This window comes from Hymenobacter sedentarius, from assembly GCF_001507645.1.
Classification (GTDB): Bacteria; Bacteroidota; Bacteroidia; order Cytophagales; family Hymenobacteraceae; genus Hymenobacter; species Hymenobacter sedentarius.
This window is the reverse complement of the sequence record NZ_CP013909.1, coordinates 326,112-349,670: the sequence shown is the minus strand read 5'-3', so window position 1 is coordinate 349,670 and position 23,559 is coordinate 326,112. Positions and strand designations below refer to the sequence as shown.

The 23,559-nt window shown below is 61.1% G+C and carries 21 protein-coding genes; 3 read left to right on the top strand and 18 right to left on the bottom strand.

Going from position 1 to position 23,559, the window contains the following annotated elements; all coding sequences use genetic code 11:
* The first annotated feature begins 221 nt into the window (after positions 1–221).
* A complete protein-coding gene (locus AUC43_RS01530) occupies positions 222–2,105 on the top strand; it encodes a PAS domain-containing sensor histidine kinase (RefSeq protein ID WP_082684840.1) in 1,884 nt (627 codons plus the stop codon).
* Entirely contained in the window at positions 2,086–2,484 is a 399-nt protein-coding gene (locus AUC43_RS01525) for a response regulator (RefSeq protein ID WP_068188943.1), read from the top strand. Before AUC43_RS01530 ends, AUC43_RS01525 begins: the two co-directional genes overlap by 20 nt.
* Before the next feature lie 127 nt (positions 2,485–2,611).
* Here AUC43_RS01525 and pruA read toward each other — a convergent pair whose 3' ends face one another.
* The 9 genes from pruA to AUC43_RS01485 all read right to left on the bottom strand — a co-directional run bounded on the left by pruA (position 2,612) and on the right by AUC43_RS01485 (position 9,159).
* On the bottom strand, positions 2,612–4,276 hold the full coding sequence (pruA, locus tag AUC43_RS01520) for an L-glutamate gamma-semialdehyde dehydrogenase (RefSeq protein WP_068188941.1): 1,665 nt from the start codon (positions 4,274–4,276) through the stop codon (positions 2,612–2,614).
* A 68-nt stretch (positions 4,277–4,344) separates the two neighbouring features.
* Positions 4,345–4,698 (bottom strand): hypothetical protein, encoded by a 354-nt coding sequence (locus AUC43_RS20760; protein WP_157780875.1) that lies wholly within the window; start codon positions 4,696–4,698, stop codon positions 4,345–4,347.
* 12 nt (positions 4,699–4,710) lie between these two features.
* Positions 4,711–5,259: a nucleoside/nucleotide kinase family protein gene (locus AUC43_RS01515; RefSeq protein ID WP_157780874.1), complete on the bottom strand. Its 549-nt coding sequence runs from the start codon at positions 5,257–5,259 to the stop codon at positions 4,711–4,713.
* 137 nt (positions 5,260–5,396) lie between these two features.
* Positions 5,397–6,092 carry a YjjG family noncanonical pyrimidine nucleotidase gene (locus AUC43_RS01510; protein ID WP_068188935.1) on the bottom strand — a complete coding sequence of 232 codons (696 nt, stop codon included), beginning with the start codon at positions 6,090–6,092 and terminating at the stop codon, positions 5,397–5,399.
* A 79-nt stretch (positions 6,093–6,171) separates the two neighbouring features.
* The gene (locus AUC43_RS01505; RefSeq protein WP_068188932.1) at positions 6,172–7,110 is read right to left on the bottom strand and encodes a geranylgeranylglycerol-phosphate geranylgeranyltransferase; all 939 of its coding nucleotides are present in this window, start codon (positions 7,108–7,110) and stop codon (positions 6,172–6,174) included.
* 137 nt (positions 7,111–7,247) lie between these two features.
* On the bottom strand, positions 7,248–7,442 hold the full coding sequence (locus AUC43_RS01500) for a cold-shock protein (protein ID WP_068188929.1): 195 nt from the start codon (positions 7,440–7,442) through the stop codon (positions 7,248–7,250).
* A 142-nt stretch (positions 7,443–7,584) separates the two neighbouring features.
* Positions 7,585–7,821 (bottom strand): Fe-S cluster assembly protein IscX, encoded by a 237-nt coding sequence (gene iscX, locus AUC43_RS01495; RefSeq protein WP_068188926.1) that lies wholly within the window; start codon positions 7,819–7,821, stop codon positions 7,585–7,587.
* Positions 7,822–7,958: 137 nt separating this feature from the next.
* On the bottom strand, positions 7,959–8,294 hold the full coding sequence (locus tag AUC43_RS01490) for a 2Fe-2S iron-sulfur cluster-binding protein (RefSeq protein ID WP_082684839.1): 336 nt from the start codon (positions 8,292–8,294) through the stop codon (positions 7,959–7,961).
* Between the two features lie 70 nt (positions 8,295–8,364).
* Positions 8,365–9,159, bottom strand: a complete 795-nt coding sequence (locus tag AUC43_RS01485) for a Rossmann-like and DUF2520 domain-containing protein (RefSeq protein ID WP_068188923.1) — start codon at positions 9,157–9,159, stop codon at positions 8,365–8,367.
* Between the two features lie 221 nt (positions 9,160–9,380).
* Between AUC43_RS01485 and AUC43_RS01480 the strand changes: the two genes are divergently transcribed.
* Complete coding sequence (locus tag AUC43_RS01480) at positions 9,381–13,040, top strand: T9SS type A sorting domain-containing protein (protein WP_068188920.1); 3,660 nt, start codon at positions 9,381–9,383, stop codon at positions 13,038–13,040.
* Positions 13,041–13,302: 262 nt separating this feature from the next.
* On the opposite strand, the gene ccsA (AUC43_RS01475) is transcribed toward AUC43_RS01480, so the two are convergent.
* The 9 genes from ccsA (AUC43_RS01475) to AUC43_RS01435 all read right to left on the bottom strand — a co-directional run bounded on the left by ccsA (AUC43_RS01475) (position 13,303) and on the right by AUC43_RS01435 (position 23,476).
* Positions 13,303–15,900: a cytochrome c biogenesis protein CcsA gene (ccsA, locus tag AUC43_RS01475; protein WP_068188918.1), complete on the bottom strand. Its 2,598-nt coding sequence runs from the start codon at positions 15,898–15,900 to the stop codon at positions 13,303–13,305.
* Between the two features lie 10 nt (positions 15,901–15,910).
* Positions 15,911–16,240 (bottom strand): nucleotidyltransferase family protein, encoded by a 330-nt coding sequence (locus AUC43_RS01470; protein WP_068188913.1) that lies wholly within the window; start codon positions 16,238–16,240, stop codon positions 15,911–15,913.
* Positions 16,241–16,250: 10 nt separating this feature from the next.
* Positions 16,251–16,670, bottom strand: a complete 420-nt coding sequence (locus AUC43_RS01465) for a nucleotidyltransferase substrate binding protein (protein ID WP_071886001.1) — start codon at positions 16,668–16,670, stop codon at positions 16,251–16,253.
* A gap of 3 nt (positions 16,671–16,673) precedes the next feature.
* Positions 16,674–17,099 (bottom strand): cytochrome c maturation protein CcmE domain-containing protein, encoded by a 426-nt coding sequence (locus AUC43_RS01460; protein WP_068188907.1) that lies wholly within the window; start codon positions 17,097–17,099, stop codon positions 16,674–16,676.
* A 98-nt stretch (positions 17,100–17,197) separates the two neighbouring features.
* Entirely contained in the window at positions 17,198–17,440 is a 243-nt protein-coding gene (locus AUC43_RS01455; RefSeq protein WP_068188904.1) for a CcmD family protein, read from the bottom strand.
* Positions 17,430–18,095, bottom strand: coding sequence for a cytochrome c biogenesis protein CcsA (gene ccsA, locus AUC43_RS01450; protein WP_068188900.1), 666 nt, complete (start codon positions 18,093–18,095; stop codon positions 17,430–17,432). The genes AUC43_RS01455 and ccsA (AUC43_RS01450) overlap by 11 nt, the downstream gene beginning before the upstream one ends.
* Before the next feature lie 2 nt (positions 18,096–18,097).
* Positions 18,098–18,799 (bottom strand): heme exporter protein CcmB, encoded by a 702-nt coding sequence (locus AUC43_RS01445; protein ID WP_227784314.1) that lies wholly within the window; start codon positions 18,797–18,799, stop codon positions 18,098–18,100.
* 98 nt (positions 18,800–18,897) lie between these two features.
* The gene (locus tag AUC43_RS01440) at positions 18,898–22,203 is read right to left on the bottom strand and encodes a PD40 domain-containing protein (protein ID WP_068188897.1); all 3,306 of its coding nucleotides are present in this window, start codon (positions 22,201–22,203) and stop codon (positions 18,898–18,900) included.
* 196 nt (positions 22,204–22,399) lie between these two features.
* Entirely contained in the window at positions 22,400–23,476 is a 1,077-nt protein-coding gene (locus AUC43_RS01435; RefSeq protein ID WP_068188893.1) for an NAD(P)/FAD-dependent oxidoreductase, read from the bottom strand.
* Positions 23,477–23,559 lie beyond the last annotated feature (83 nt).

The following is a 23,559-nucleotide window of genomic DNA, read 5'->3' as shown; positions in this document are numbered from 1 at the left end:
GAGCTACTCTCGGCGGGCTTACCAAAACCTTGACAAGTATTCTATGCTTTGCCAGTTTGCGGTACGGATGGGAAACTGACAAATCCATTCTAAGCTATTTGCTTCCGGGTGCTTGCTGCTAGTCCTGCGGTATTAGCGCAGAAATGTTTTATTTAGCTCAATTACCTGTTTGGTAGCTCTTCGCCACCGATGGCCGCTGATGCTACAAACCTCCCCAAGCCATGCTTAACCGCAGTACGCCGTTGGATAATGCGCCATTTGAGCGGAGTGCGGAGGCGATTTTCGTGCTGGACGGGGCCGGCAATTTCCAACGGGCCAATTCCCGCTTTGCGCATTTGTTGGGCTGCGCCGTCGCGCAACTGCCCGGCACGGCATTTTTGCAGTACCTCGCTTCGGGCGAGGCGGAGCAGAGCCAGCAGTACCTCGCCCGGGCCGCGGCGGGCGAAATCGTGCGCTACCAGGCCAGTATGACGGCTGCCGATGGGCCCCTGAAACTGAATCTTGAGCTTCTGCCGGTACTCACCGATGCGGACCAGTTCGCGGGCGTCTATGGCATTGCTACGCCGGTACCCAGCCCACCCGCGGCAACCGAGGCATTGGTGGAGCGGGAGCATCAGCTTTCGGTTATCTTCAATACCATTGCCGACGTCACTTTTGTGCTCTACGTAGAGGAGAACGGCCGTTACCGGTTCACTTTTGCCAACAAAGCCTTTGAGAGAACCACCGGGGTGCCGGCCGAAAAAGTGGTGGGCAGCTACGTCGACGAAGTAATTCCGGAGCCGTCGCTCACCTTGGTGTTGCAGAAATACCACGAAGCCGTGACCACGCTGGAGCGGGTGGTCTGGCAGGAAACGTCGGACTACCCGACCGGCCGGGTCACGGGCGAGGTGAGCGTGACGCCCGTGTGCGACGCGGCCGGCCGCTGCCACCAGCTGGTGGGCGTCGTGCACGACCTGACCAAGGAGAAGCAGGTGGAAGAAGCCTTGCGCGTGAGCAATGAGCGGTTTGCGTATGCGCTGAAAGCCACCACCGACGCTATTTACGACTGGAACGTAATGGAAGACACGCTGTATTGGGGAGAGGGGTTTGAGTTCTTGTTTGGGTATCAGCTCAAGCAGAACCCCGTTTCCTTTAGCGGCTGGACCGATTATGTGCACCCCGACGACACGCACCGCACCGTGGTGGGCCTGCAGCGGGTGGTGTACGAAACCACGGATTCGTTCTGGGAAGACGAATACCGATTTCAACGGGCCGACGGTTCCTGGGCCGTGGTCATGGACCGGGGCTACATCCTGCGGGATGCAGCGGGCCACGCCCTGCGCATGATTGGGGCCATGCAGGACATTACGCCTCGCAAGCAGGCCGAAGAGCGGCAGCGGCTGCTCACTGAAAGGCTGGCCCGGCAAAACTCGGATTTGCAGCAATTTACCTACATCGTGTCGCACAACCTGCGCGCGCCGCTGGCCAATGCCCTCGGGTTTAGCGACCTGCTTTCCCGGGTCGACAAACAATCGGAGGTATTCGACCAGTCGGTGCAAAACCTGCGCACCAGCCTGCTGCAGCTGGACCAGGTGCTGACCGATGTGAACGACATCCTTTCGCTTCGCGACGAGCAAGGCGGCTACCGGCCCGAGCCAGTGGCGGTGGCCGCCGTGTGCCGGGAGGCACTGCTTGGCCTGCAGGAAGCGTTGCGGGCGTGCGGGGGCGAGCTGCACAGTAATATCCCGGAAACGTTGTGGGTATCCGGCAGCCGGGCTTATTTTCACAGCATCTTCTACAATCTGGTGTCGAATTCCATCAAGTACCGCTCCGACGAGCGGCCCTTGCGTATCGACATCACGGCCACCGTCGGCCCCGGCTCCGACACGACCATCACCGTGCGCGACAACGGGTTGGGCATCAGCCAGGAAAAGGGAAGCGAGGAGATGTTTCAGCTGTACCGGCGCTTCCACACCGATAAAGCCGGGCGCGGCGTTGGGCTGTACTTGGTTAAAGCGCACATGGAGGCCATGGGCGGGCAAATTATTGTTCGGAGCCAGGTCAACGAAGGCACCGAATTTATACTTTATTTTAGGCAACGTGCGGATGAAAACCTACCTGATTGACGACGACCACCTCGGGATTTTCCTCACCGAGCAGTTGTTGCGAGCCGAAGGTTTTTCCAATTCCATTTGCACGTTCGAATCGGCCGAAGCAGCCTTGCAGTCGCTGGCGCAAGGAGAAGACGAGGTGCCGCAGGTGGTATTTCTGGACCTGAACATGCCGGTAATGAACGGCTGGGAATTCCTGGATGCTTTGGTCCCCTACGAGAAAAAACTGCGCGGCAACTGCCATATCTACATCCTTACCTCGTCGCTGGCGCTCACCGACCTGGAGAAATCCAAGCACTACGCCCTGGTAGTCGGCCTGATACACAAGCCTCTCGACAGCAAAGAAATCCGCGCCATTCAAGCGCAGCTGGAAAATGGCTTGGAAGCGCAGTAAAAGCTGGCTGGCCAGAAAATTGAGCTGGTTTATGCTGAGATTTCTGTTAAAAACAAAAGCCGCCTCCAGTGCTGGGGGCGGCTTTTGCATATTGAGCTGAATGTAAATCAGCCGCAAGGGAAAGCTCTTACAAGCCCTTATCGCGGTTCAAGTCTTCCGCCGGCTCCGAGCCCAGGAAGGGGTAGCGGTAGTCGGTCACGGGCACGAAGGTTTCCTTGATGGCGCGGGGCGACACCCAGCGAATGAGGTTGAGCTGCGAGCCGGCTTTGTCGTTGGTGCCGGAGGCGCGGGCGCCGCCGAAAGGCTGCTGGCCCACTACGGCGCCGGTGGGCTTGTCGTTGATGTAGAAGTTGCCAGCCGCGTTCATCAGGCGCTTGGAGGCCAGGTCGATGGCGTACCGGTCCTGGGCAAACACGGCACCGGTGAGGGCGTAGGGCGAGGTGGTATCCACCAGCGCCAGCGTCTCTTCGAACTCGTTCTCGTCGTACACATGCACCGTGAGCACGGGGCCGAACAGCTCCTCACACATGGTCACGTACTTGGGGTCTTTGGCCACAATCACCGTGGGCTCGATGAAGTAGCCTTTCGACTTGTCGTGGCCGCCGCCGGCAATGATTTCCACGTTCGGGTCGGCTTTGGCGTCGTCGAGGTACTTGGCGAGCTTATCAAAGGAAGCCTCGCTGATAACGGCGTTGATGAAGTTGCCGAAATCCTCCACGTCGCCCATTTTGAACGAGGCGAGGTCTTCTTTCACGTAGCCCAAGATTTCTTCGGCCGTGTTCGACGGCAGGTACACGCGCGATGCGGCCGAGCATTTCTGACCTTGGTACTCGAAGGCGCCCCGGCTCATAGCCACGGCTACCGCTTTGGGGTGGGCCGAGTGGTGGGCCAGGATAAAGTCCTTGCCGCCAGTTTCGCCCACGATGCGCGGGTAGGATTTGTAGAGGTGAATGTTCTGGCCGATGGTCTTCCAGATGTTCTGGAACACGCCCGTAGAGCCGGTGAAGTGAATGCCGGCAAAGTCGCGGTGCGAGAAAATAACGTCGCCGGCCGTGGGGCCGTCCACGTACACGAGGTTAATCACGCCGTCAGGCACGCCCGCTTCCTTGAACAGCTCCATCAGCACCTGGGCCGAGTAAATCTGGGTGTTGGCGGGCTTCCAGACGATGACATTGCCCATCATGGCCGCCGACGAAGGCAGGTTGCCGGCGATGGACGTGAAGTTGAACGGCGTGAGGGCAAACACGAAGCCTTCCAGGGCCCGGTGCTCCACACGGTTCCACATGCCGGGCAGGCTCTCGGGCTGCTGCTTGTAGATTTCCTGCATGTAGTACACGTTGAACCGGAAGAAGTCAATCAGCTCGCAGGCGGCGTCGATTTCGGCCTGAAACGCATTCTTGCTCTGGCCCAGCATGGTGGCGGCGTTGATGCGGGCGCGGTAGGGGCCGGCCAGCAAGTCGGCGGCTTTCAGGAACACGGCGGCGCGGTGCTCCCAGGGCAATTCGGCCCAAGCCGTGCGGGCCGCCAGGGCAGCCTCAATGGCGAGGGTCACGTGGCTGGCGTCGCCGGCGTGGAAATGGCCAATGGTGCGCTGGTGGTCGTGGGGCGGGCTAATGCGCTCCAGTTTGCCGGTCCGTACTTCCTTCCCGCCGATGTACATCGGAATGTCCAGCTCCAAATTGCGCAGGCTCTTGAGCTGCTGCTGCAGCTCCAGCCGCTCTTTGGAGCCGGGCGCGTAGCCTTTCACGGGTTCGTTAATCGGGATGGGGACGTTGAAAAAGGCGTTGGCCATAAGGTGCGGGTTAGGTGTTTATGGAGTTTTGAGTGGGAGGGAGCAAAGGTAGCGGGATAAAATAGCAGCTAGAATTGCGGATGGTTTACATGCCAAGGGGCGTTAAATGCTTCAGGGTCGACATGAAGGCTGGTTAACAAAGCATATAGCTCGTTGATGTCAGTAGCGTAATACCTTGCTTGACTCACAATTGCTAAGTCTTCATCTCCGTGTTCAGCATGGACTTCTAATAATGATGTGTCATACTCAGTGTCAATAACACAATAGAGGTGAGGCGGGTGTACTACAACAGAGTGCCTATTCACATTGTAGTAAATGTCTACCCAGCGGTTTCGATTATCTGTTGATGCGTGGGCAATAGCTGCAATCGGCTGTTGCAAAATTTCTATCCTGTTCCAAACTTTTAATGGAATAGTCTTCATCCTTTTAAGTTGCTACAACTGCTTCGTCAGCTCCTTCACCTGCTGCTCCAGGTCCTTGAAAGAGCCGGTATTGTAAATCGTAAAATCAAAGTGCTGATACGTATCCATCGCCGTTTCGCTGGGGTGGTTATCGTCGCGGGTGCCATCGCCGCGCTGCTTGAGCGGGTCGCCTTCGATGCGCAGCATCAGGCCGCCGCGGGCCCGGATGGGGTCGGCTTCGTTGGCAAAGCGCACGTCGGGCACCAGCACGCAGGCGTCGTGCGGCAGCGCGGCAAAAAAGGCATCCACCCACACCATGGGCTCCCACGCTCGCAGGGCCTGGCCCACTTGCTGGAGCATTTCGCCCCGGGTGCGCCGGAAAGTAGGCACCAGCTGGGCCTTGCCTCGTTGGGTGTAATAAGGCGCCACGTCTTCGCCCGTGAGGGCGGCGCAGACCGATTTAATGGAATCGCCGAAAGAGCGGATTTGCCAGAGGCGCGCCGGTTGCTGTTGCTGCAGCAGGCGCGCCACGGTGTCTTTGCCGCTGCCCCGGCGGCCCGACATGCCAATCAGATGTATCATGGGTTTTGAGTAGGCGGATAAAAATAACGGTCATGCTGAGCGGAGTCGAGGCATCTCTACCGGGGAAGTAATCTAATTACTCTTGTGGTAGAGATGCTTCGACAAGCTCAGCATGACGGCCTTTTTATTCTAGCGTTTTACAAAATGTCCTTCAGTTCGCTCAGGCAACTGATTTCGTGGGTAATCTGGTTGAAGTGCCGGCGCTTGTCGGGGTTGAAATACACTTGGTCGATGCCGGCGTTATAAGCGCCCAGCACGTCGCATTCCAGGTTATCGCCTATCATCAGGCTTTCGGCGGCGGTGGCGCCGGTGCGCTCCAGCGCGTGCTGAAACATGCGCGGGTCGGGCTTGAGGTGGCCGCTGTGCTCGGAGGTAATGACCTCCTCGAAATAGTGCGACAGGTTCGACGAAACCAGCTTGAGGTCCTGGATGTCGTTGAAGCCGTTGGTGATTAAGTGGAGCCGGTACTTGGGCTTGAGGTAGTCCAGCACTTCGTGCGTAAAGGGGAATACCGCCGACTTCTGGGGGAGGATGCTGGTGAACTCGGCCGAAATAGTGGCCGGAATCTGGTCTTCCGGCACGCCCAGTTTGGTCAGCGTGCGCACGAAGCGGATTTCGCGCAGCTGCTTTTGGGTAATCTTATTGTTTTGGTACAGGCGCCACAGCGCGTGGTTAACGTCGCTGTAGACCTGGATAAACTCCTCGACGGTGAACGTGCCAAAGCGCGCAAAATCATGCCGCTCAAATAGCGTGTGCAGCGTTTCGTTCGCGTTTTTTTCGAAGTCCCACAGCGTGTGGTCGAGGTCGAAGAAGAGGTGGCGGTAGGTTTTCAATGGCTCAAGTAATAAGTATCAGAAAGCAACTACAGGTTGGGCGGCCCTATTGATTCAACACGCTACGCGCCAAATCCCTTTAGCCGATGCCGCCGGCCAGTGCCATGCTCAGCACGCCCGCCAGCATAATGCCCTTGCACCAGGCACTCAGGTGCTTGAAGTGGCGCCGGCGGTCGGCCCGGATGAGCAGGCGCGCCAGCTGCACCATGGGCAGCAGCACCAGCAGCACCAGCCACACCCCCAGCGGCCAGTGCCCGCTCCCGAACATGCGGGCCGTGGCCCCCGCCGTGAGCAAGGCAAGACAGGCCAGAAAGAAACCCGCCACCCATTTGGTTTGGGCCACGCCCACCACCAGCGGCAGGGTGCGGCAGCCGTGCTGGGCGTCGCCGCGCATGTCTTCCACGTCCTTCACAATTTCGCGCACCATGGTGAGCAGAAACGCAGCCAGGGCGTAGGGCCACACCACGCTGTGGCTGTTGTTGCGCGCCAGCTGCAGCTGCAGCTCAGGCAGCAGCACCAGCGCCGCCGTGAGCGTGGCAATGCTGGCATTGCCGGCCAGCGCCACCCGCTTGAACCGGGCCGAGTAGCCCCACAGCAGCAGCGCCGTGCCCAGCGTAACGGCCCCCAGCACGGGGTGGAGCCCGCCGGCCAGCAGCACACCCGTGCCGCTTAGTATCAGGTGGGCCAGCATGGCCTTGCGCCGCTGCACCACGCGCCCAATCACCAGCCGGTCGGGCCGGTTGATGGCGTCGATTTTAACGTCGTAATAGTCGTTGATGATGTAGCCGCCGGCCGCCACCAGCAGCGCCGCCAGCACCAGCACCAGGAAGCGCGGCTCCAACAGGGCCGTGCCCAGCGGCTGCTCGGGCAGCAGCAGGCCCGCGCGCACCAAGGCCAGGCACAGCAGCATGATGAGCAAATTGGGCCAGCGCACCAGCGTGGGCAGCGCCGAGCCCAGCCCACCCGCCGGAAACGGGGGCAGCGCCGGGTGCGGCAGCTTGGGCGGGGGCGTGGTCATGGTGGGCAGGTGGGGCAGGCTGCAAAGGTCGGCGAAAGAGAATGGCCTTGGGCCGAAACGGGCGCCGGGCGCAATAAAAAAGCTTCTCCGGGAGGGGAGAAGCTTTCGGCGGGTAGCCCCGCAATTATTGGTTTAGCTCAGACTTTGCGCACGTTCACGGCGTTGATGCCTTTGCGGCCTTCCTGGGTTTCGAACTCAACTCGGTCGTTTTGTTGCACTGTGGCTCCGTTCAGGCCGGTTACGTGCACGAAGAAGTCTTCCTTCGTTTGGTCGTCGGTCACGAAGCCGTAGCCTTTGGCTTCGTTGAAAAATTTGATGATGCCGGTTTTCATGCAAAAAAACAAAAATGGAAAGATGAGAAACTGCCCGGGTAAAGGCTGCAGAAATGCCTGAAATGGGTTTTTAATTCACTTCAGGGCAGCTTACGCGGGAAATCAACGCCGGGTTGGCTGCCCGGAGTTCTAACCCCATCCGTTATTGGTTATCGCGCCACTCGTACACCCACTTGGCCTGAATCTGCTCGAGGTGGCCTTCGGTGGCCTGCTCGCGGGTGCCGTTGAAGTTGCTCAAGCTCAGCACCCATTCAATCAAATCGGTGAAGCGGATGCGGTAAATCTTCGCCTCGGTAAAATCATCGCCGAACTTCTCGTAGAGCGCCATGGCAATGTCTTCGTGGTCGGCCCAGTGCATGGGCGGCTCAAAGTGATTCATTCTGGAAGGGTTGAGTTTTGAAGGTTGAGTGTTGAATGAAAAATTGAGTAGGAGGAAATAACAAGGCCGTTCCCGATTTAAAAATCAGCTGGGCCCATAATTCAACATTCAACCCTAAAAATTCAACACTTCGAAAGTTAGTGGCCCAGGAAATGCTGGGGTGGGATGGTCACGACCAACTGCGTGCCGGCTTGCACCACGCACTGGCAGGCCAGGCGGGAGTTGATGCGCGGGTTCTCGGCGCGGTCAATGAAGTCCTCCTCCTTGTCGCTGATTTCGGGCAGGTCATCGCCGCCCGAGTTGATGTAGACGTGGCAGGTGCTGCAGCCGCATACGCCGCCGCAGTTGTGCTGGAGCTGAATGCCGTTGTTGAGGGCCACGTCGAGCACCGACTCGCCGGGGGCCGCCACGTGGGTTTGGGCCGGCTGGCCGTCGCTGAGTTGGAAGGTGATGGTGGTGGCGGGAACAGACAAAACGAAAAACGAAAATGGCGAAAAAGACACGGCCGTAGCCGCCGCAAAGGTACTCCTCCCGGTCCCGGCATCAAAGTTGGGCTTGAATGCTGGCGGTGAGCTGCCCGTAAAGGGCCTGCCATGCCGGATGAGCCGCCAGCGCCGCCTGGTGGGCGGCCAGGGTCGGCGCATCCTGGCGGGCGGCGGGCCCGGTTTGCACGGAGAACGGCGGATTGGCCAGGGCTTTGTCCACGGTTTCGCGCACGAGCGGGGCCAGCAGCGCCGGCGGCAGATTGGCTTCGGCCAGGAGGGCCTCGGCAATGCCCAACAGGTGGTTGGTAAAATTGTTGGCAAACACGGCGGCCACGTGCAGCTTCAGGCGTTGGGCCGAATCGAGGCGCCGCACGTGCTGGCTCAGGCTGCGAGCCAGGTCCAGCAGGGTGGTTTCGGCGGTCAGGTCGTTGGCTTCGATGCAAAGCGGCACCGTGGGCCAGTCGATGGCCCGGCCGGGGCTGAAGGTTTGCAGCGGATACAAGACGCCGCCGCGCACGGTGGGCTGGTGCTCAAAAATGCTGAGTGGCAGGGCGCCCGCCAAGTGTGCCACCAGCGCCCCAGCCGGCCAGCTGATGCTGCTCAGCAGCGGCGCCACGGCCGCATCGGGCACGGCCAGAAGGTAGACATCGGCGGCGGGAAGGGGAGCTGCCAGGGTGGTCAGGACCGTGGTGCCGGGCAGCTGGGCGGCCAGGGATTCGGCTGTGGGGGCCGTGCGGCTCCAGACAAACACCACGTGGTGGCCGGCGGCGACTAGTGCCGGGCCTAGTTGGCTGGCTACGCGGCCCGCGCCAAATAGCCCAATTCGTAATTGTGGGCGAGGTAAACCGCTCATTCAAATGAGGTTATTTGGTTGCCGATGTTGCAGCGAATATATTTTGGGACGGCTCGCCGCACTTCAGCGATACAAAGTGGCCGAGTACTATTCGGGAGCTAGATAGTTATGCTAAAAATTAGCAATTTGTGCACTCAAAATTACTCGATAGCATGCCGCCGCGGCCATTTTCCAGAGTCCTTTTCCTCGCGCTTTATTCTTCATCTTTTTCCAATGCTTTTATGAAAGACAAGTACACCCCTCCGGGGCTGAGGGCCCGCCTTCGGCACCTGGCCTTGGCGGCGCTGCTGGCGTGCGGGGCTACCACGGCCCACGCGCAGTTTTACAGTGCGGCCAACGTACTAAACCAGGCCGGCACCTACACCGACCTGGGCAGCAGCGGCACGGTTATCACCACGCCCAACTTTGATGATGCGAACTCGGCTGTGCAGACGCTGCCGTTCCCGTTTACTTATAGCGGAACGGTATTCAATGAATTTGTGCTGAATACCAATGGCTTTTTGAAACTGGGCTCGGTGGCTCCGGCCGCGCCGTTTTTTTCGAGCTATGCCCAGGAAGCCTCCACGGGCGGCCCGCTGAACTCGGCCACCGAAACCAACCTGGTGCTCCCGTTTAACACGGACCTGGAGGCCGGGACCGGCACGCCCGAGTACCGCATGGCCACCACCGGCACAGCCCCCAACCGGGTGCTTACTATTCAGTGGAAAAACGTGAGCGACAAAACCCGCGCCGCCAGCAGCACGGCCGCGGGCAACATCGACAAGCAATTCGCCAATTTCAGCTTCCAGGTGAAGCTGTATGAGTCGAGCAACGCCATCGATTTTGTGTACGGCACGGCCACGCCGTCCAGCAATCAAACCAATGCCAACTTTATTGTAGTTGGGCTGAAAGGTACCAGCACCGCGGCCGCCCAGGTAATTACGGCCATCAAGGCGTCGAACAGTCCGTGGAGCGGCACGGTGTTTCAGGCCGGCCCCTACACGTCGGCCACCAATGCCTTCAACATCCGCGCCACGCCCACGATACCCGGCGGCGCGCCGCTGCCCGACCCGGGGCGCACCTTCAGCTTCTCCGTTCAGGTAGCCAACGACGCCGCAGCGGCCTCGATTCAGGGCTACGGCTCCATTGCCGTGCCGGTGGGCAATCCGTTCTCGCTGCGGGGAGTGGTGCGCAACTCGGGCTCCACGGCCCTGAGCAACACACCCGTCACGCTGACCATCAGCGGCGCTAATACTTACACCCAGACGCAGACGGTTCCCTCGCTGGCGCTGAATGCCACCGGCCTGGCCACGTTCACGGGCATTTCGCTGCCCAACGTGGGCACCAATACGGTGACTATTTCGGTGGCGAGCGACGGCAACAACGCCAACAATTCCGTCTCGCAGACGATGGAAACCAGCGCTTCGACGTTCTCTTTTATCGTGCCTGGCGTGCCCCAATCCAACAGCTACGGCTTCTCGCCCACTACCTCGGGGTTCACGAGTGCCTTCTGCGCCAAATTCACCGTGAACGGGGCCCGGGCCGTGACGGCGGTGCGCGCCGTGATTGGCAACGACCCCGACCTGGCGCCCAACGCGGGCAACGGGCAGCGCACCACCACGGTGTTCGGCGTGGTAATCAACGCCACGACGGGGGACGTCCTCGGCCGCTCTCCCGATTACGTGCTGACCACGGCCGACATTGGCCAACTGCACACCTTCACGTTGGCGGCGCCCACTACGGTGCCGGCCGGTGATTTTCTGGTGGGCCTGGCGCAGGTAGTTCCCGCCGGCACCGCTGCCGATGCCGTGTTCCCCATGGCTTATCAGGCGGAAGTTCCCGCCCGCCCGGGCTTGTTTTTCAGTACCGGCGTATCGGCCACCGGCCCACCGCACGATAACACGGGCGATAACGCCCGCTACATGCTGGAAGCCGTGACGGCCGCGCCCTCCAACAACGACCTGGCGGTGGTCGAGATACAGGGCTATGGCTCCGTTGCCGTGCCGGTGGGCAACCCCGTGGCGTTGCGCGCTGTAGTGCGCAACAGTGGGGCTGCCGCCCTCAACAACGTGGCCGTGACCCTCACCATCACCGGGGCCAACACGGTGACGCAAACCCAAACGCTGACTTCGGTGGGCGTGGGCGGTACGGCGCTGATAAACTTCACCGGCATTACGCTCAATAACGTGGGCGCCAACACCGTAACCGTATCGGTGCCCAACGACGACAACAACGCCAACAACTCGGTAGCCCAACAAATGGCCACCAGTGCCACGCGGTTCTCGTTCATCACCCCCGGGGTGCCCGCGGTCAGTAGCTTTGGTTTCACGCCGAACACGACCGCCCGCACGTTGGCGTTCTGCGGCAAGTTCACCGTGAATGCTGCGCGCGACGTGACAGCGGTGCGCGCTGTGATTGGCAACGACCCCGACCTGCTGCCCAGGGCGGCCAACGGCCAGCGCAGCACCACCGTGTATGGCGTAGTGGTAAATGCCACCACCGGCGCATTGATTGCCCGTTCTCCCGACTACGTGCTGACGGCGGCCGACCTGGGCCAGCTCCACACCTTCAACCTGTCGGCCAACGTGCCCGCGGGCGACTTCCTGGTAGGCCTGGCGCAGGTAGTACCCGCAGGCACCGCCGCCGATGCGGTATTCCCGATGGCCTACCAAGCTGAAACGCCCGCCCGCCCGGGCACCTTCTTCATTGCGAACATCACGACGCCGGGCGCCCCAGTAGACGGCGCCGTGAACGATGCCCGCTACATGCTGGAAGCGGAAGTATCGGCTCCAGCTACCTGCCCCGTGCCCACGGCTTTGGCCATCACGGGCAGCACGGCCACGTCGGTATCGTTCTCGTTTACGGCCGCGGCCGGGGCCACTGGCTACCAGATTGTGTACGGTCCGCAAGGCTTCACGCCCGGCACTACGAGCAGCACGTCGGCCACCTTCACCGGCACCACTTACACCCTGACGGGCCTCGCCGCCGGTACCACCTACGATTTTTACGTGCGCACCATTTGCAGCGCCACCGACCAGAGCAACCTGGCCGGGCCCGTGCGGGCCACCACGGCCTGCACCGCGCCCACCATCAGCACGTTCCCCTACACGCAAAACTTTGACGTGGTGGCCTCGGGCCAGACCTTGCCCTGCGGCATTACCTTGGCCGACGCGAACAACGACGGCTATACCTGGCAGGCCCGCGGCACTGTGCCCGCCGCCCTCAGCTCAACCAGCGTTGCCCGCTCGGCCCCGAATGCGATGGTATACGTCTACAACGACGCTGACATTACTGTGGGCGCCAACGACTGGTTCTACACGCCGGCGTTGGCCCTGAACGCGGGGCAGAGCTACCGCTTGTCGTTCTACTACCGCGTGGCCACAGGTGGCTACACCGAGCGCCTGGAGGTGAAGTACGGCACCGCCGCCACCCCAGCCGGGCAGACCAACACCATTTTCAGCAACAACGCCATTACCAACACGGCCTATGCCGTAGCCAACAACGCCAGCACCCCCGCCGTACTGGACATTACGCCCACTACGGGCACGTACTACATTGGCTTTCATGCCATCAGCGGCGCCAGTCAAGGCTTCTTGGCTGTCGACGATGTCATGATTTCGGCCAGCCCCCTGGCTACGTCAGAGGCGTTGAAGCGCGCCATCAGCGTGTTCCCAAACCCTTCGGCCTCTGGGGTTTTCAACCTGGAAATCCACGGCGCAAACGCCAGGAAGCTCTTGGGTGTGGAGGTTACCAACATGCTGGGCCAGCGCGTGTACACGGGCACGGCAAAAGACAACTTCCGTAGCGAAGTGAATCTGTCGTCGCTGGCTCCGGGCATCTACAACATCAAGGTGCGCAATGGTGAAGATTACACCATGCAGCAGATTTCCATTGTGAAGTAGGGTGTCGCTTTGTTGATGAAAGGGCCGTCCAGTCTGTGGGCGGCCCTTTTTGTTGGGTGGGGAAGCCTGAGCCCCCGGAAACCTCACCCCCGGCCCCTCTCCCGCGGAGAGGGGAGCCACGGCTCAAAAATCAGCTCAATTTTAAATCAAAAGGCCCGGCTCAATATTGAGCCGGGCCTTTTGATTGGTTAACGCTCAGCTCCCCTCTCCGCGGGAGAGGGGCTGGAGGTGAGGTTCCGCCGGGCCGAGCCGCGAGGAAAACCTAGCCCACCGCGGGCTGCGGCCGGGTATTTCGGTTGCTCGGCTGGCTTTGCGCTTCTGGCAAAAGCTCCACAGGAGCGTCTTTGCGTCCGCGCTGGCGCAGGCTCAAGCCGAAGCCGAGGGCCATGAGCAGCGTGCCGCTCCACAGCAGGTTGATGAAGGGCTTCTCCATGGCCTTCAGGATGACATAGTCCTTCTGCGTAGTGCTCACGGCAAAAGTGAACTTGCCAGCTGTGGGGTCGATGGCGTTTAGGCTCAGGCGCACGCCGAGGTCTTCTACCTCGTCGGGCACGCGGCCCACCATGCGGTTGCGCACCACAAACACTGGGTGGGCGTGGTACTGGCGCTTCTCCCCCGATACAATCATGTCGGCCTGCATGGCGAGGTCGCCTTTTTGCAGGTTGAGGCCGGCAGTTTCGTGGGCCGGCTCAATGGCCCGGAACACCGCGAAGTAGTCGTTCAGGAAAATGGTGTCGCCGACGCTCAGGATGTGCTCCTTGGCCTCGCTCCAGGTCTTTTCCTTGCGCGGGTCGAGCACGGAGCTGATGTGCGAGTAGATGTCGTGGCCCCAGAACTTCTTGATGGCCGGCGAAGCCAGCAGGCCGCCCATTTCCTCATTCACCTGCGCCCTGGGGTACAGCACAAACTGCTCGCCCGACTTCTGGTCTTTGTAGGTGATGCGGTAATAGGTGTTTTCGGGCAGGATGTCGAGCGTGTCGCCGGTCTTGTAGTAGGTCTTGCCTTCGCTAGCGATGGGCGCGCGGGCAATGGCGCGGTAGTCGTCGTCGGTGCGGAACAGGAACTGCTTATCGACGTAGCCGGGCACGCCGGGCACGTCAAAATACTGGCCGGTATAGGTCAGCTCGTAGCCGTGCATGGGCGCGGTCTCGTTGCGCCACAACAGTACGTTGTCGCGGTTCAGCTCTTCCGTGAATTCCCGCGAATACAGCAGGCCCGAGACGTTGCGCGAAATGATTTTTGAGTAGCCCGACGAAGCCAGGATGCCTAGCAGCATCAGGGCGATGCCCAGGTGGGCCACTGCCCCGCCCGAGAGCCGCACCCCGCGCCGCAGCAGCGTGAAGATGGTGCCGAAATTGGCCAGCACCCCAAACAACCCGGCCAGTACCAGCACCACGTAAGCCGGCGAAATCGTCAGGCCATTGTAGCGTACCAGCAGCACCACCAGCGCCGTGCCCAAGAGGGATAGCAGCGTGGGCGCGGTCAGGGAGTTGACCAGGGTGGTCTTGTCGTTGCGCTGCCACCACATGATTTGGGCTAGGCCGGAGAGCAGCGCCACAAACACGCCCATCCAGAGCTGCAGCTTGGAGTAGTGGGCAATCTGGTCGGCGGGCAGGGCCACGTTGGTTTTGATGCCAATCAAGCCCATCAAGGCATTATAAACCGGGATGCTGGTGGTGAATAACACCTGGAAAGCGCCCAGGCACAGCACCGTAGCGCCCACAAATACCCACAGCTCGGGGTTGTAGGCGTTGAGCTCTTTCTCCGAAACCGGGATTTCCTTCCAGCGCCACACCAGCAGCGCCACCGCCAGTACCGTGAACGCGCCCAGGTAAATGAGCAGCTGGCCCGACAAGCCCAGGTCCGTAAAGGAGTGCACCGAGGCATTGCCCAGCACCCCGCTGCGGGTGAGGAAGGTGGCGTACAAAATCAAAATAAACGTGGCCACCACCAGCGCAAACGAAGTGCGCAGGCCCAGGCGGCGCTTCTGCCAGAGCACCATGCCGTGCAGCGAGGCCACCAGCACCAGCCAGGGAATGTACACGGCATTTTCGACCGGGTCCCAGTTCCAGTAGCCGCCAAAGTTCAGGGTTTCGTAGGCCCAGTAGGCACCCATTACCACGCCCACGCCCAGCACGCCGCCGCCGATGAGCGTCCACGGCAGCGCCGGTTTTACCCAGGCGGTCAGTTCTTTCTTCCAGAGGCCGGCAATAGCAAAGGCAAACGGCACCAAGGTGAGCGCAAAGCCCAGAAACAGTGTGGGCGGGTGAATCACCATCCAGTAGTTCTGAAGCAGGGCGTTGAGGCCGGTGCCGTCTTTGGGCACGAAGTCGGGATTCATCTTAAACACCGGCAGATCGGTGAGGAAGTCGCGCAGCAGGATAAACGGCGACGAGCCCACTTTCACACCGCCCAGCACCACGCCCAGAATCATGCTCACCAAGAACAGCTGCACGCCGCTGAACACCGCCATTACCGGCGCCTCCCACTTGCGGTTGTAGCGGATGATGAACCCGCCCAACACCACGTGCCAGAAAATCCAGAGCAGAAACGAGCCTTCCTGGCCTTCCCAGAAGCAGGAAATCATGTACTGCACCGGCAGGTGGTTGGAGCTGTGGCTCCAGGCGTAGTAGTACTCGTAGCGGTGGGCGTGGATGATGTTGAACAAGCACACCACCACCGACAGCACCGCCGCCCCGTGCACAAAAAACGCCCCGCGCGCTATGCGCAGCCAGCTGGCGTCGGTATCGCCCAAGGCCCGGCCCCGCGAGGCCTGGAAGTAGCTGTAGGCAGCCACCAGCGCCGCTGCAAACGCGACGATGACGCTCAAGTGGCCAATGTTTCCTATTAATAAGTTCATAAGCAAAAAATCAAGCGGGAACCGGCGCGGTAGCACCGGGGCGCAGTACTTCGTAGCGGGTTAAAATTCTCTCGTGAAAACTGGCGGGGAGAAGTACCCAGTCGTGAACATCAACAAAAATGGGTAGGTTACTTTCCGTCAGGGCGGCGCGGAAGCGGCTAAGCGTAGCGGCGGGTAATTCCTGCAGTTCGGGGGAGCGTAGTACTAAGTCGAGGTCGCTGCCCTCGTAAGCGTCGCCATTTACGCGGCTGCCATAGGCCCATATGGCTACCGAGACTGGGAGCGTGAGGGCTGCCAGGCGCAGCACCAGGGCCAAGTCTTGGGGGCGCAGGTCGAGCATAAGCGTGGGGTTAGCCTTGGTAGCGCATTCTGACCAGGAAGGAATCCGAGTCAACAATAAAAGCGGGCAGCGTTGTCACAATTTTCTCGGCGAAAAGCGGGCCGTATTCGTGGGCAGTCGTGTTCCGGTTGTCGCGGTACAAGAACCAACGGTCCACTTCGTCTACCGAAAGAAGCCCGTGGCTCGCCGCGAGGCCAAACACATTCTTGTAATTCATCTCGGCCAGCTCGCGCGTGGAGGTGAGGTACTCGCGCAACACCCGGCGCAGCAGCTTTACCACGATTTCCAGAATCAACTCGAATTCCTTCACGCAAGCAGCCCGAAATAAGTCGTGGTCATCCGAGTCGGGACCATGTTGCAGCAGGCAGCTATGCGCCCGCTTCAAAGTGCCCAGGCATCGCTCCAAAGCGCTAAAGTCGAGTCCTTCCATCAACTAGCGCGTAGCCGTGGCCCCCTTCAAATCCTTCTTCACGTACTTGCTGGGGCACTTGAGCAGGATGTTGTCGGCCATGAATACCTGGCCCTTCATGCTGCCGGTAATCACCACCTGCTCCGACGCATCGAAGTCCTGGGGCTTGGGGTTGTTGTACACCACGCGCTGGGCCACGCGGTTGGTGTCTACCAGGGTGAAGGCGAAGTAGTTGGGGTCCGTCATGGGGTCGTATTCCAGCCCAATGGGGCGCTTTTGGCTGTCGCGCAGGAGCTTGCCCACCACGTGTACTTTGGTGGTGTTGCCCTCGGCGGCCCGCTGCCGGGCCTCGCCGAAGCCCACGTACACGCTGGCATCGGCGGTGGTGCTGAGGATGATGGCGGCGGCCACCGCAATGATGGCCATGATGAAAATGTGCGACTTCTTCATAATCACTGATTAGCTCGGATATAAGCGGCTTCCACGAATACTGTAGTCAGCGCTTATGCTCGAAATGGTAACAGCATGCGGGTGGCTTGGGTGCCCGGCTATTTTTTTATTTCCTGCTCCAGTTTGCTCACTTTGCGGTCGAGCGATATCAGGTAGAATAACAAGCCGGCGACGATAATGACTACGGCGGCTACCACCACGTAAATTTTGCCGCTCGCCCGCAGGCCATCGGCCATTTCGGGGGCATCAGTTGCCTGAGCCAGAGCCGCGTGGGAAGTAAATAAGAGGAACTGCAGCAAGCACAGCGCGCCGGCGAGGCGAGCCAGGAGGTTATTTTTCATCGAGTTTCAATTGCAAAAACGCCAGCCGGCTGCTCACTTGGGTCATCCAGAAGGCAAAGAGAATCCAGCCGATAACGGCGGGGTAAAACACCATCCGCATGGTGCTGTCGAGGTCGTACTTGTTGAAGCCCGGGTTGCCGGTCTGGCCGGGGTGCAGGCTGTTGCCCGAAATGCGGGGCAGGATAAACAGTAGCGGAATGGCCGCCGCAAAAGCGAAAATGTTGTAGATGGCCGACACGCGGGCCCGCTGCTGCTCGTCGCGGAAGGAGCCGCGCAGCACCAGGTAAGCCCCGTAGATGAGCAGGGCCACGGCGGCGGCGTTCAGGCGCGGGTCGGGCGTCCACCAGGCGCCCCAAGTGTACTTGGCCCACAGGCTGCCGGTGGCCAGGCCCAAGATGCCCAGCACGATGCCGCTCTTAGCCGCTTCGTGGCTCAGAATGTCGAGCCTAGCCGACGGACTGCGCAGGTACTGCATGGAGCGGAACACCGACGTGCCCAGTATCACCATCATGGCAAACCACATGGGCACGTGGAAATACAGGTTGCGAATGCTCTCATTCACAATGGCCAGCCGCGGCACGGGCAGCAGGAAGCCCGCCACCGCCGAATACAGCAGCAGAATGACGGTCAGGACTTTCCACCAGGTAAATTTCATAATTAACCCCTCCACAAATACGGAAACAACAAATAAGACACGGCCCCCACCAGCATGTTCAGGGCCAGCAGCGTGAGCAGCGACTGCTGGCTCACGCTGTGGTCGAGGCCGTCGAGGGCGTTTTTGCTCACCTTGATGAGCAGCAGCAGCATGGGCACCATTATCGGGAAGCCCAGCACGGCCATGAGGGTGGCCCCATTGCCGCCAGCCTTGGCCGCAATGCCCGACACCAGCGTAAGTGTGGTGGCAAACCCCACCGCCCCCAGCAGCAGGTTGCCCACAAACAGCGGCGCGTCCTGAATGGGATTGCCCAGAAACACCGTGTAGAGGAACAAGCCCAGCAGCGCCACCCCGCCCAGTAGCAGCGCATTGTAGAGCATCTTGGCCAGAATAATGGCCTGGGGCCGCACCAGCGTATAGTAATAGAGGCGCTGGCCGGGGCTTTCCTGCATGAAGCCCTTGGCTACGGCATTGATGGCCGCAAACAACAGGATAACCCAGAGCAGCGCATTCCAGGCGGGCGCCGGAGGCTGCCCACCGCGTAAACTGAAGCTCAAAAAGCACACAAACACCGTGCTGCCCACGTACAGCAGCAGCCCCCCCAGGGCCGCGCGCTGCCGCCATTCGAGGCGGAAGTCTTTGGCTAGCAAGGTGGAAATTTCGTGGAGCAGGGGCACGGGCAGCGTTTCAGTTTCGGGCCGCAAAGATACGACCGAACCCGCCCGGAACGGATGATAAACCAAGGGCAAAAAAGAAGGTCCGGCTGAGTTGAGCCGGACCTTCTTGATATGCGCCACTAGTATTAGAAGTCGTAGCCGAGCGAGAAGTAGAACTTCGGGCCGTGGGTAACATAGTCTTCCTGGCCCCAAGCCACGTCTACCTTGCCGTAGAAGCCCAGCAGCGTGGTGCGGGCGCCCACCCCGTAGCCGATAAGGAAGGGGTTGCGGAAGTTGATGACCGTGGCCGAGAAGAAGTTGCCAGCGGGAATCACCTGCTCGGTGTTGGCCGAGTTGTCGGTGCCGAAGGGGTTGGTGCCCGAGTACGCCGTGCCGGCATCGGCAAAGCCGGTGAGCTGCAGGTTGCGGAAGAAGCCTGAATAAATAGGCTTGCGGGCGAAGTACTGCACAATGGGAATGCGCAGCTCGCTATTGAACAGCACGTAGCGTGGGCCGCTGCGGGCGCTGTAATCGAAGCCGCGCAGGTTGGTCACGAATTCCTGGTTGAAGACCTGGTCCGGCGCCGAGTAGTTTGGGATAAACCGGGTGCCGTCCTGGTAGGCGGCGTTCAGCCAGTCATCCATGCCGCCGAGCCGGAATATCTGGGGCCGGCGCCCAAAGAACTGGCCGTAGCTGGCGCGGTTGGCCCACACAATGGAGCGGCTGATTTTCTGATAGTGCCGCAGGTCCACCACGAACTTGCCGAAGCTCAGGCCCTTGTCGTTGATGTTGGTGTGGTTCAGCACGCTGGCCTTGAGGCGGGTGCCCGACACCATGTTAACCCCCGTGGCAATGCTGTTGTCGAACACGATTTCGCCGTTGTAGCCCAGGTAATTCGTGTTTTTGTCGTCTTCGGTCGATACGTCGCCGAGCAGCGTCCGGGAGATGTTGACGAAGCGGGGGCCGCCGCGCACGCTCAGGTTGTGCGTGAGGGGATAGGCAATGGTGGGCGCTATTTCGTGGCGGCCATAGCGGTAGCGGCCGCTGTTGATGTCAAAGAAATAGGCCTGCTTTTGGTAGGCCACGCCCCAGTCGTAGCGATGGGTGAGGTTGGTATAGGACGCGCGAATGTTGCTGGTGCGCAAATCAAATAAGCCAAACAGGCTGGCGTCGATGCGCTGGTTTTCCAGCACGTCGGTCAGCGCGGCCTTGAACTGCAGGCCCAGCCCCAGCAGCGGGTCCACGTACAGCGAGGTCGAGACGTTGTCGGCCATGAAGCGGGTATCATACCGGAACGGGCCCGTCAGGGTCGGCACCTCGGCCTGGGGTTGGGCCGCGGCCACGGCTGCCGTGGGCGCCGTGCGCCGCCGTCTGGATTGGGCAGGTTGGGCTGGCTCGTCTTCCTCAAACTGGTAGTCGCTGGTGTTCACGGTTTCGCTGGCCTTCTTGCGCGGGGCCGGAGCGGCGGGCGGGGTAGCAGCCGAGTCGGCCGGAGTAGCCGGCGGGGCAGGAGCCGTAGTGTCAGGCGGCGCAGCGGCTGCCGAAACCGGCGCCGGGGCTTGGGCTGGAATTGGAGCTGGCTTGGGCGCGGCCGCGCGCGGCGGAGCCGACCGGTCTTCTAGGGTTTGCTGCCGAGCGGTTTTGGTGAGGGGCAGCGCCGCGGGCAGCGGGAAGGTGGGGTAAACGTACAGGATGTCGCGGGCCTGCGCCGGCGCCACAAACACCAACGCCGAGGTCAGCGCGCTGTAATCAAAGTCCTGGGTGTTGGGCAGCCACTTGGTCAGGAGCGCGCGCTCCTTGGTTTTCAGTGAGTAGCGGTACAGCTGCCGCACGCCGCTTTCCTCGCCCAGGTACAGCACTTCGTCATCGGAAATGGCCCGGGGCCGCGTTTCGTTCGAAATGGTGCTCACTAGCGTTTCCACCGGCGTGGCGCGCCCGTCGAGGTGGTACACAAACAGGTCGTAGTTGTTCACCACGTTCTGGAAAGTGGCGGTATGGGCCCGGCCCGCCGAATCGAGGTAGCGGTTGGAGCTGAACACCAGCCCTTGCCCCCCGGGCAGAAACACCGGCTGCACGTCATCAAACAAGTCGTTGGTGAGCTGCTCGGCCTTGCGGCTGCCGGCCCGCAGCAGGTAAATGTCGTTCTGGCCGTTGCGCACCGCGCTAAACACCAGGGCCTTGCCATCGGGCGCATAGCTCATGCTCAGGACCTGGTCGTAGGCCCCAAACAGCGAGGCGGGGCGCGAAAAGCGAATGGCCTCGCGTACCCGGCGCACCAGCCCGCGGCCGTCGGCATCGCGGAGGTGCAGTGCCATCTCGCCGCGGCTCATTTCGGCCACGGCCACTTGCGAGTTGCCGCGCCAGGCCAAGGCGGGCAGGCGGGTTTCGATTTGCTGGTCGGGGGTTTTGTGGCCGCCGCGGCTCAGTATCCGGCGGTGGCTGCCGTCGCGGTTCATGGCCACCACGCGGTAGCGGCCCTGCTCGTTCTGGGCATAGGCCACCATCTGGCCGTTGGGGCTGATGATGGGCTGCGAGAACACGTCGGCGTGGCGGTTGCGGTCGCTCTGCCGGAATTTCTGGTCCGGCTCTACCAGCGTGGCTACGGGCTGGCCGTTGAGCTCGCGGTAGTAGGTGAGCCAATCCTTCAGGAACACCTTATAGGGTACGTTCAGCGACGAGCTGATGCCCACTTCCACATCGCGGGTGATGCGCGTCAGGTTGAGGATGTTTTGGATGGTGGTGTAGCCGTAGCGCTCGGCCACGTAGTTCCAGATGCTCTGGCCAGCCAAGGTGTGGTTGCGCAAAAAGTACGGGGCCGTGCGGGTGCCGGTGGGGTACTGCTTGCTCATGTCGCGCATGAAGCCGTCCATGTCCACGCTCCAGCCTTCCGCGGCGTAGGCCGAGGCACCCGAAATAAACCAGTTGGGCAGCTGCAGCAAGTAGCTGCTTTGCAGCACTTCCTTCAGCGAGCCACCGTACATCATGTCGTTGAGCAGCACCTCGGTTATCTGGGTGCTCAGCTCGCGCTTAAACTCGGTTTCCTGGCCGGTGAAGGCAATCTGGACCTTGCTCATGCGGGCCAGCGGGGTCTCGCCGCCATTTACCTGCTGCTGGGTGGCCGTCAGGCCGATGTTGCTCTGGCGCAGGTCGCCCACTGAGTTGTAAAACAGCAGGGTGGTTTTGGAGTAGGGGTAGTAGCCGATGAGCGCCGTGATGCGCTGCAGCTCCTTCTCCGCGTACTCGGCTGCCCGGCGGGCGCTGGCCTCGCCGCCTTCGTAGTACATCACATTGAAGTTCTGGGTGCTGAGCTGCTGCCAGCGAAACGGCTTGTACTGAATGCGCACCCGCCCAAACGGCTCCTGCGCCGTCTGGGCTCGGGCCGTAGTGGTGAGCAGCAACGGCAGCAGCACCAGTGTGCCCAACGTGCGCTTCGCGGATAGTAGAATATTCATAAGAGAAACAACGAGCAAAGGCGAAAATTAGTCCGCTAAATCGCTAAAATTTTTGTGGGGTTCAGCCCAAGATTCAGTCGATGGCGGAATGGCCGGGTTGAGCTGAAGTAAAGGCATTTAACGCGAAATTGTTGCCGGGCCCCATTTCCGTTGTTCAAACCAGGAATAACCCCAGCAGCACTATTCTCAATTATACTCAAATTACGCTGGCTGGCAGCAGGGCGTGGTACCGCTCCAAGCCTGCATCCGGCCAAATTTCGCCGTGCCCTTCCAGCCAATCGGCCAGCAGTTGGGCCAGCCGCGGGGCCAGCATCACGCCCTTGGACCCATAGCCGCCGCAAAAGCTTAACGACGGCACCGTGGGGTGCGGGCCCAGCAGCGGGCGGCGGTCGCGCACGGCCGGCCGCACGCCGGCCTGCTGCCGCACCACCGTAAAGGGTAGGTCGGTAATAACGGTGAGCCGGGCCGCCAGCTCTTCGCGCGCTACGGCCGTGATGCCTTCGGCAAAAGGCGGCCAGCGGTACGTCGCGCCTACCCGAAACTGCGCCCCGCCCACTGGCACCACGTAGGCACCCCGATTGAGCACCTGGGCCGTGCTCAGGCCCGCGCATTCCACGTCGAGCACCTCACCCTGGTTGGGGGTGAGGGGCAGCCAGCTGAAATACGGGTTGCGCACGGACGCCGCGCCTTCGCAGCAGATGACCTGGCGCGCCCGCACCTGGCCGGCGTAAGTAGCGCCAGCGGCATCGGTAACGAGGCGGTTCCAATCAAAACTTTCGCGCCGCAGCCAACCGTCGTGGGCACCTTCGGCAGCCAGGGCGGCCAGCAGTTCGCGCACGGCCACGTGCCCGCCATGCCGCAGCCACGCGCCCCCAAACGGGGCGTGGACGCCCGGCAAGTCGGGGTCGGTGGTGGCCAGGCCGGCCACGAAGTCGCCCCAGGGGTGGTCGGCGCTGCGGGCCAGCACGGCATTCTGCTCTTCCAGCGAGGCAAACAGCTTGAAGATGGGCGTTTCGGTGAAGAAGGGCTGGCCGTAGCGCTGCTCCAGCTCGCGGTAGAAGGTGGCGGCGTAGGGCAGCAGCTCGGCGGCCCGCCACGAAAGGGCGAAGCGCTTGCCGGCCACCGGGTTCATGAGGCCGGCCGCTACGTTCGAGGCCGAGTTGTCCTGGCCGGGGTCGTACACCAGCACGTGGTGGCCGCGCTGGCGCAGCACATAGGCCAAGGTGGCGCCCGCAATGCCGTGGCCCACTACCAGAAAATCGCAGACTGTCATGGCCGGAAAGGTAAGGAATGCTGCGCTTAATGTAGAATAACGCTGCGCTTAATGAAGAATTAATAGTGAAGAATGAAGAATTG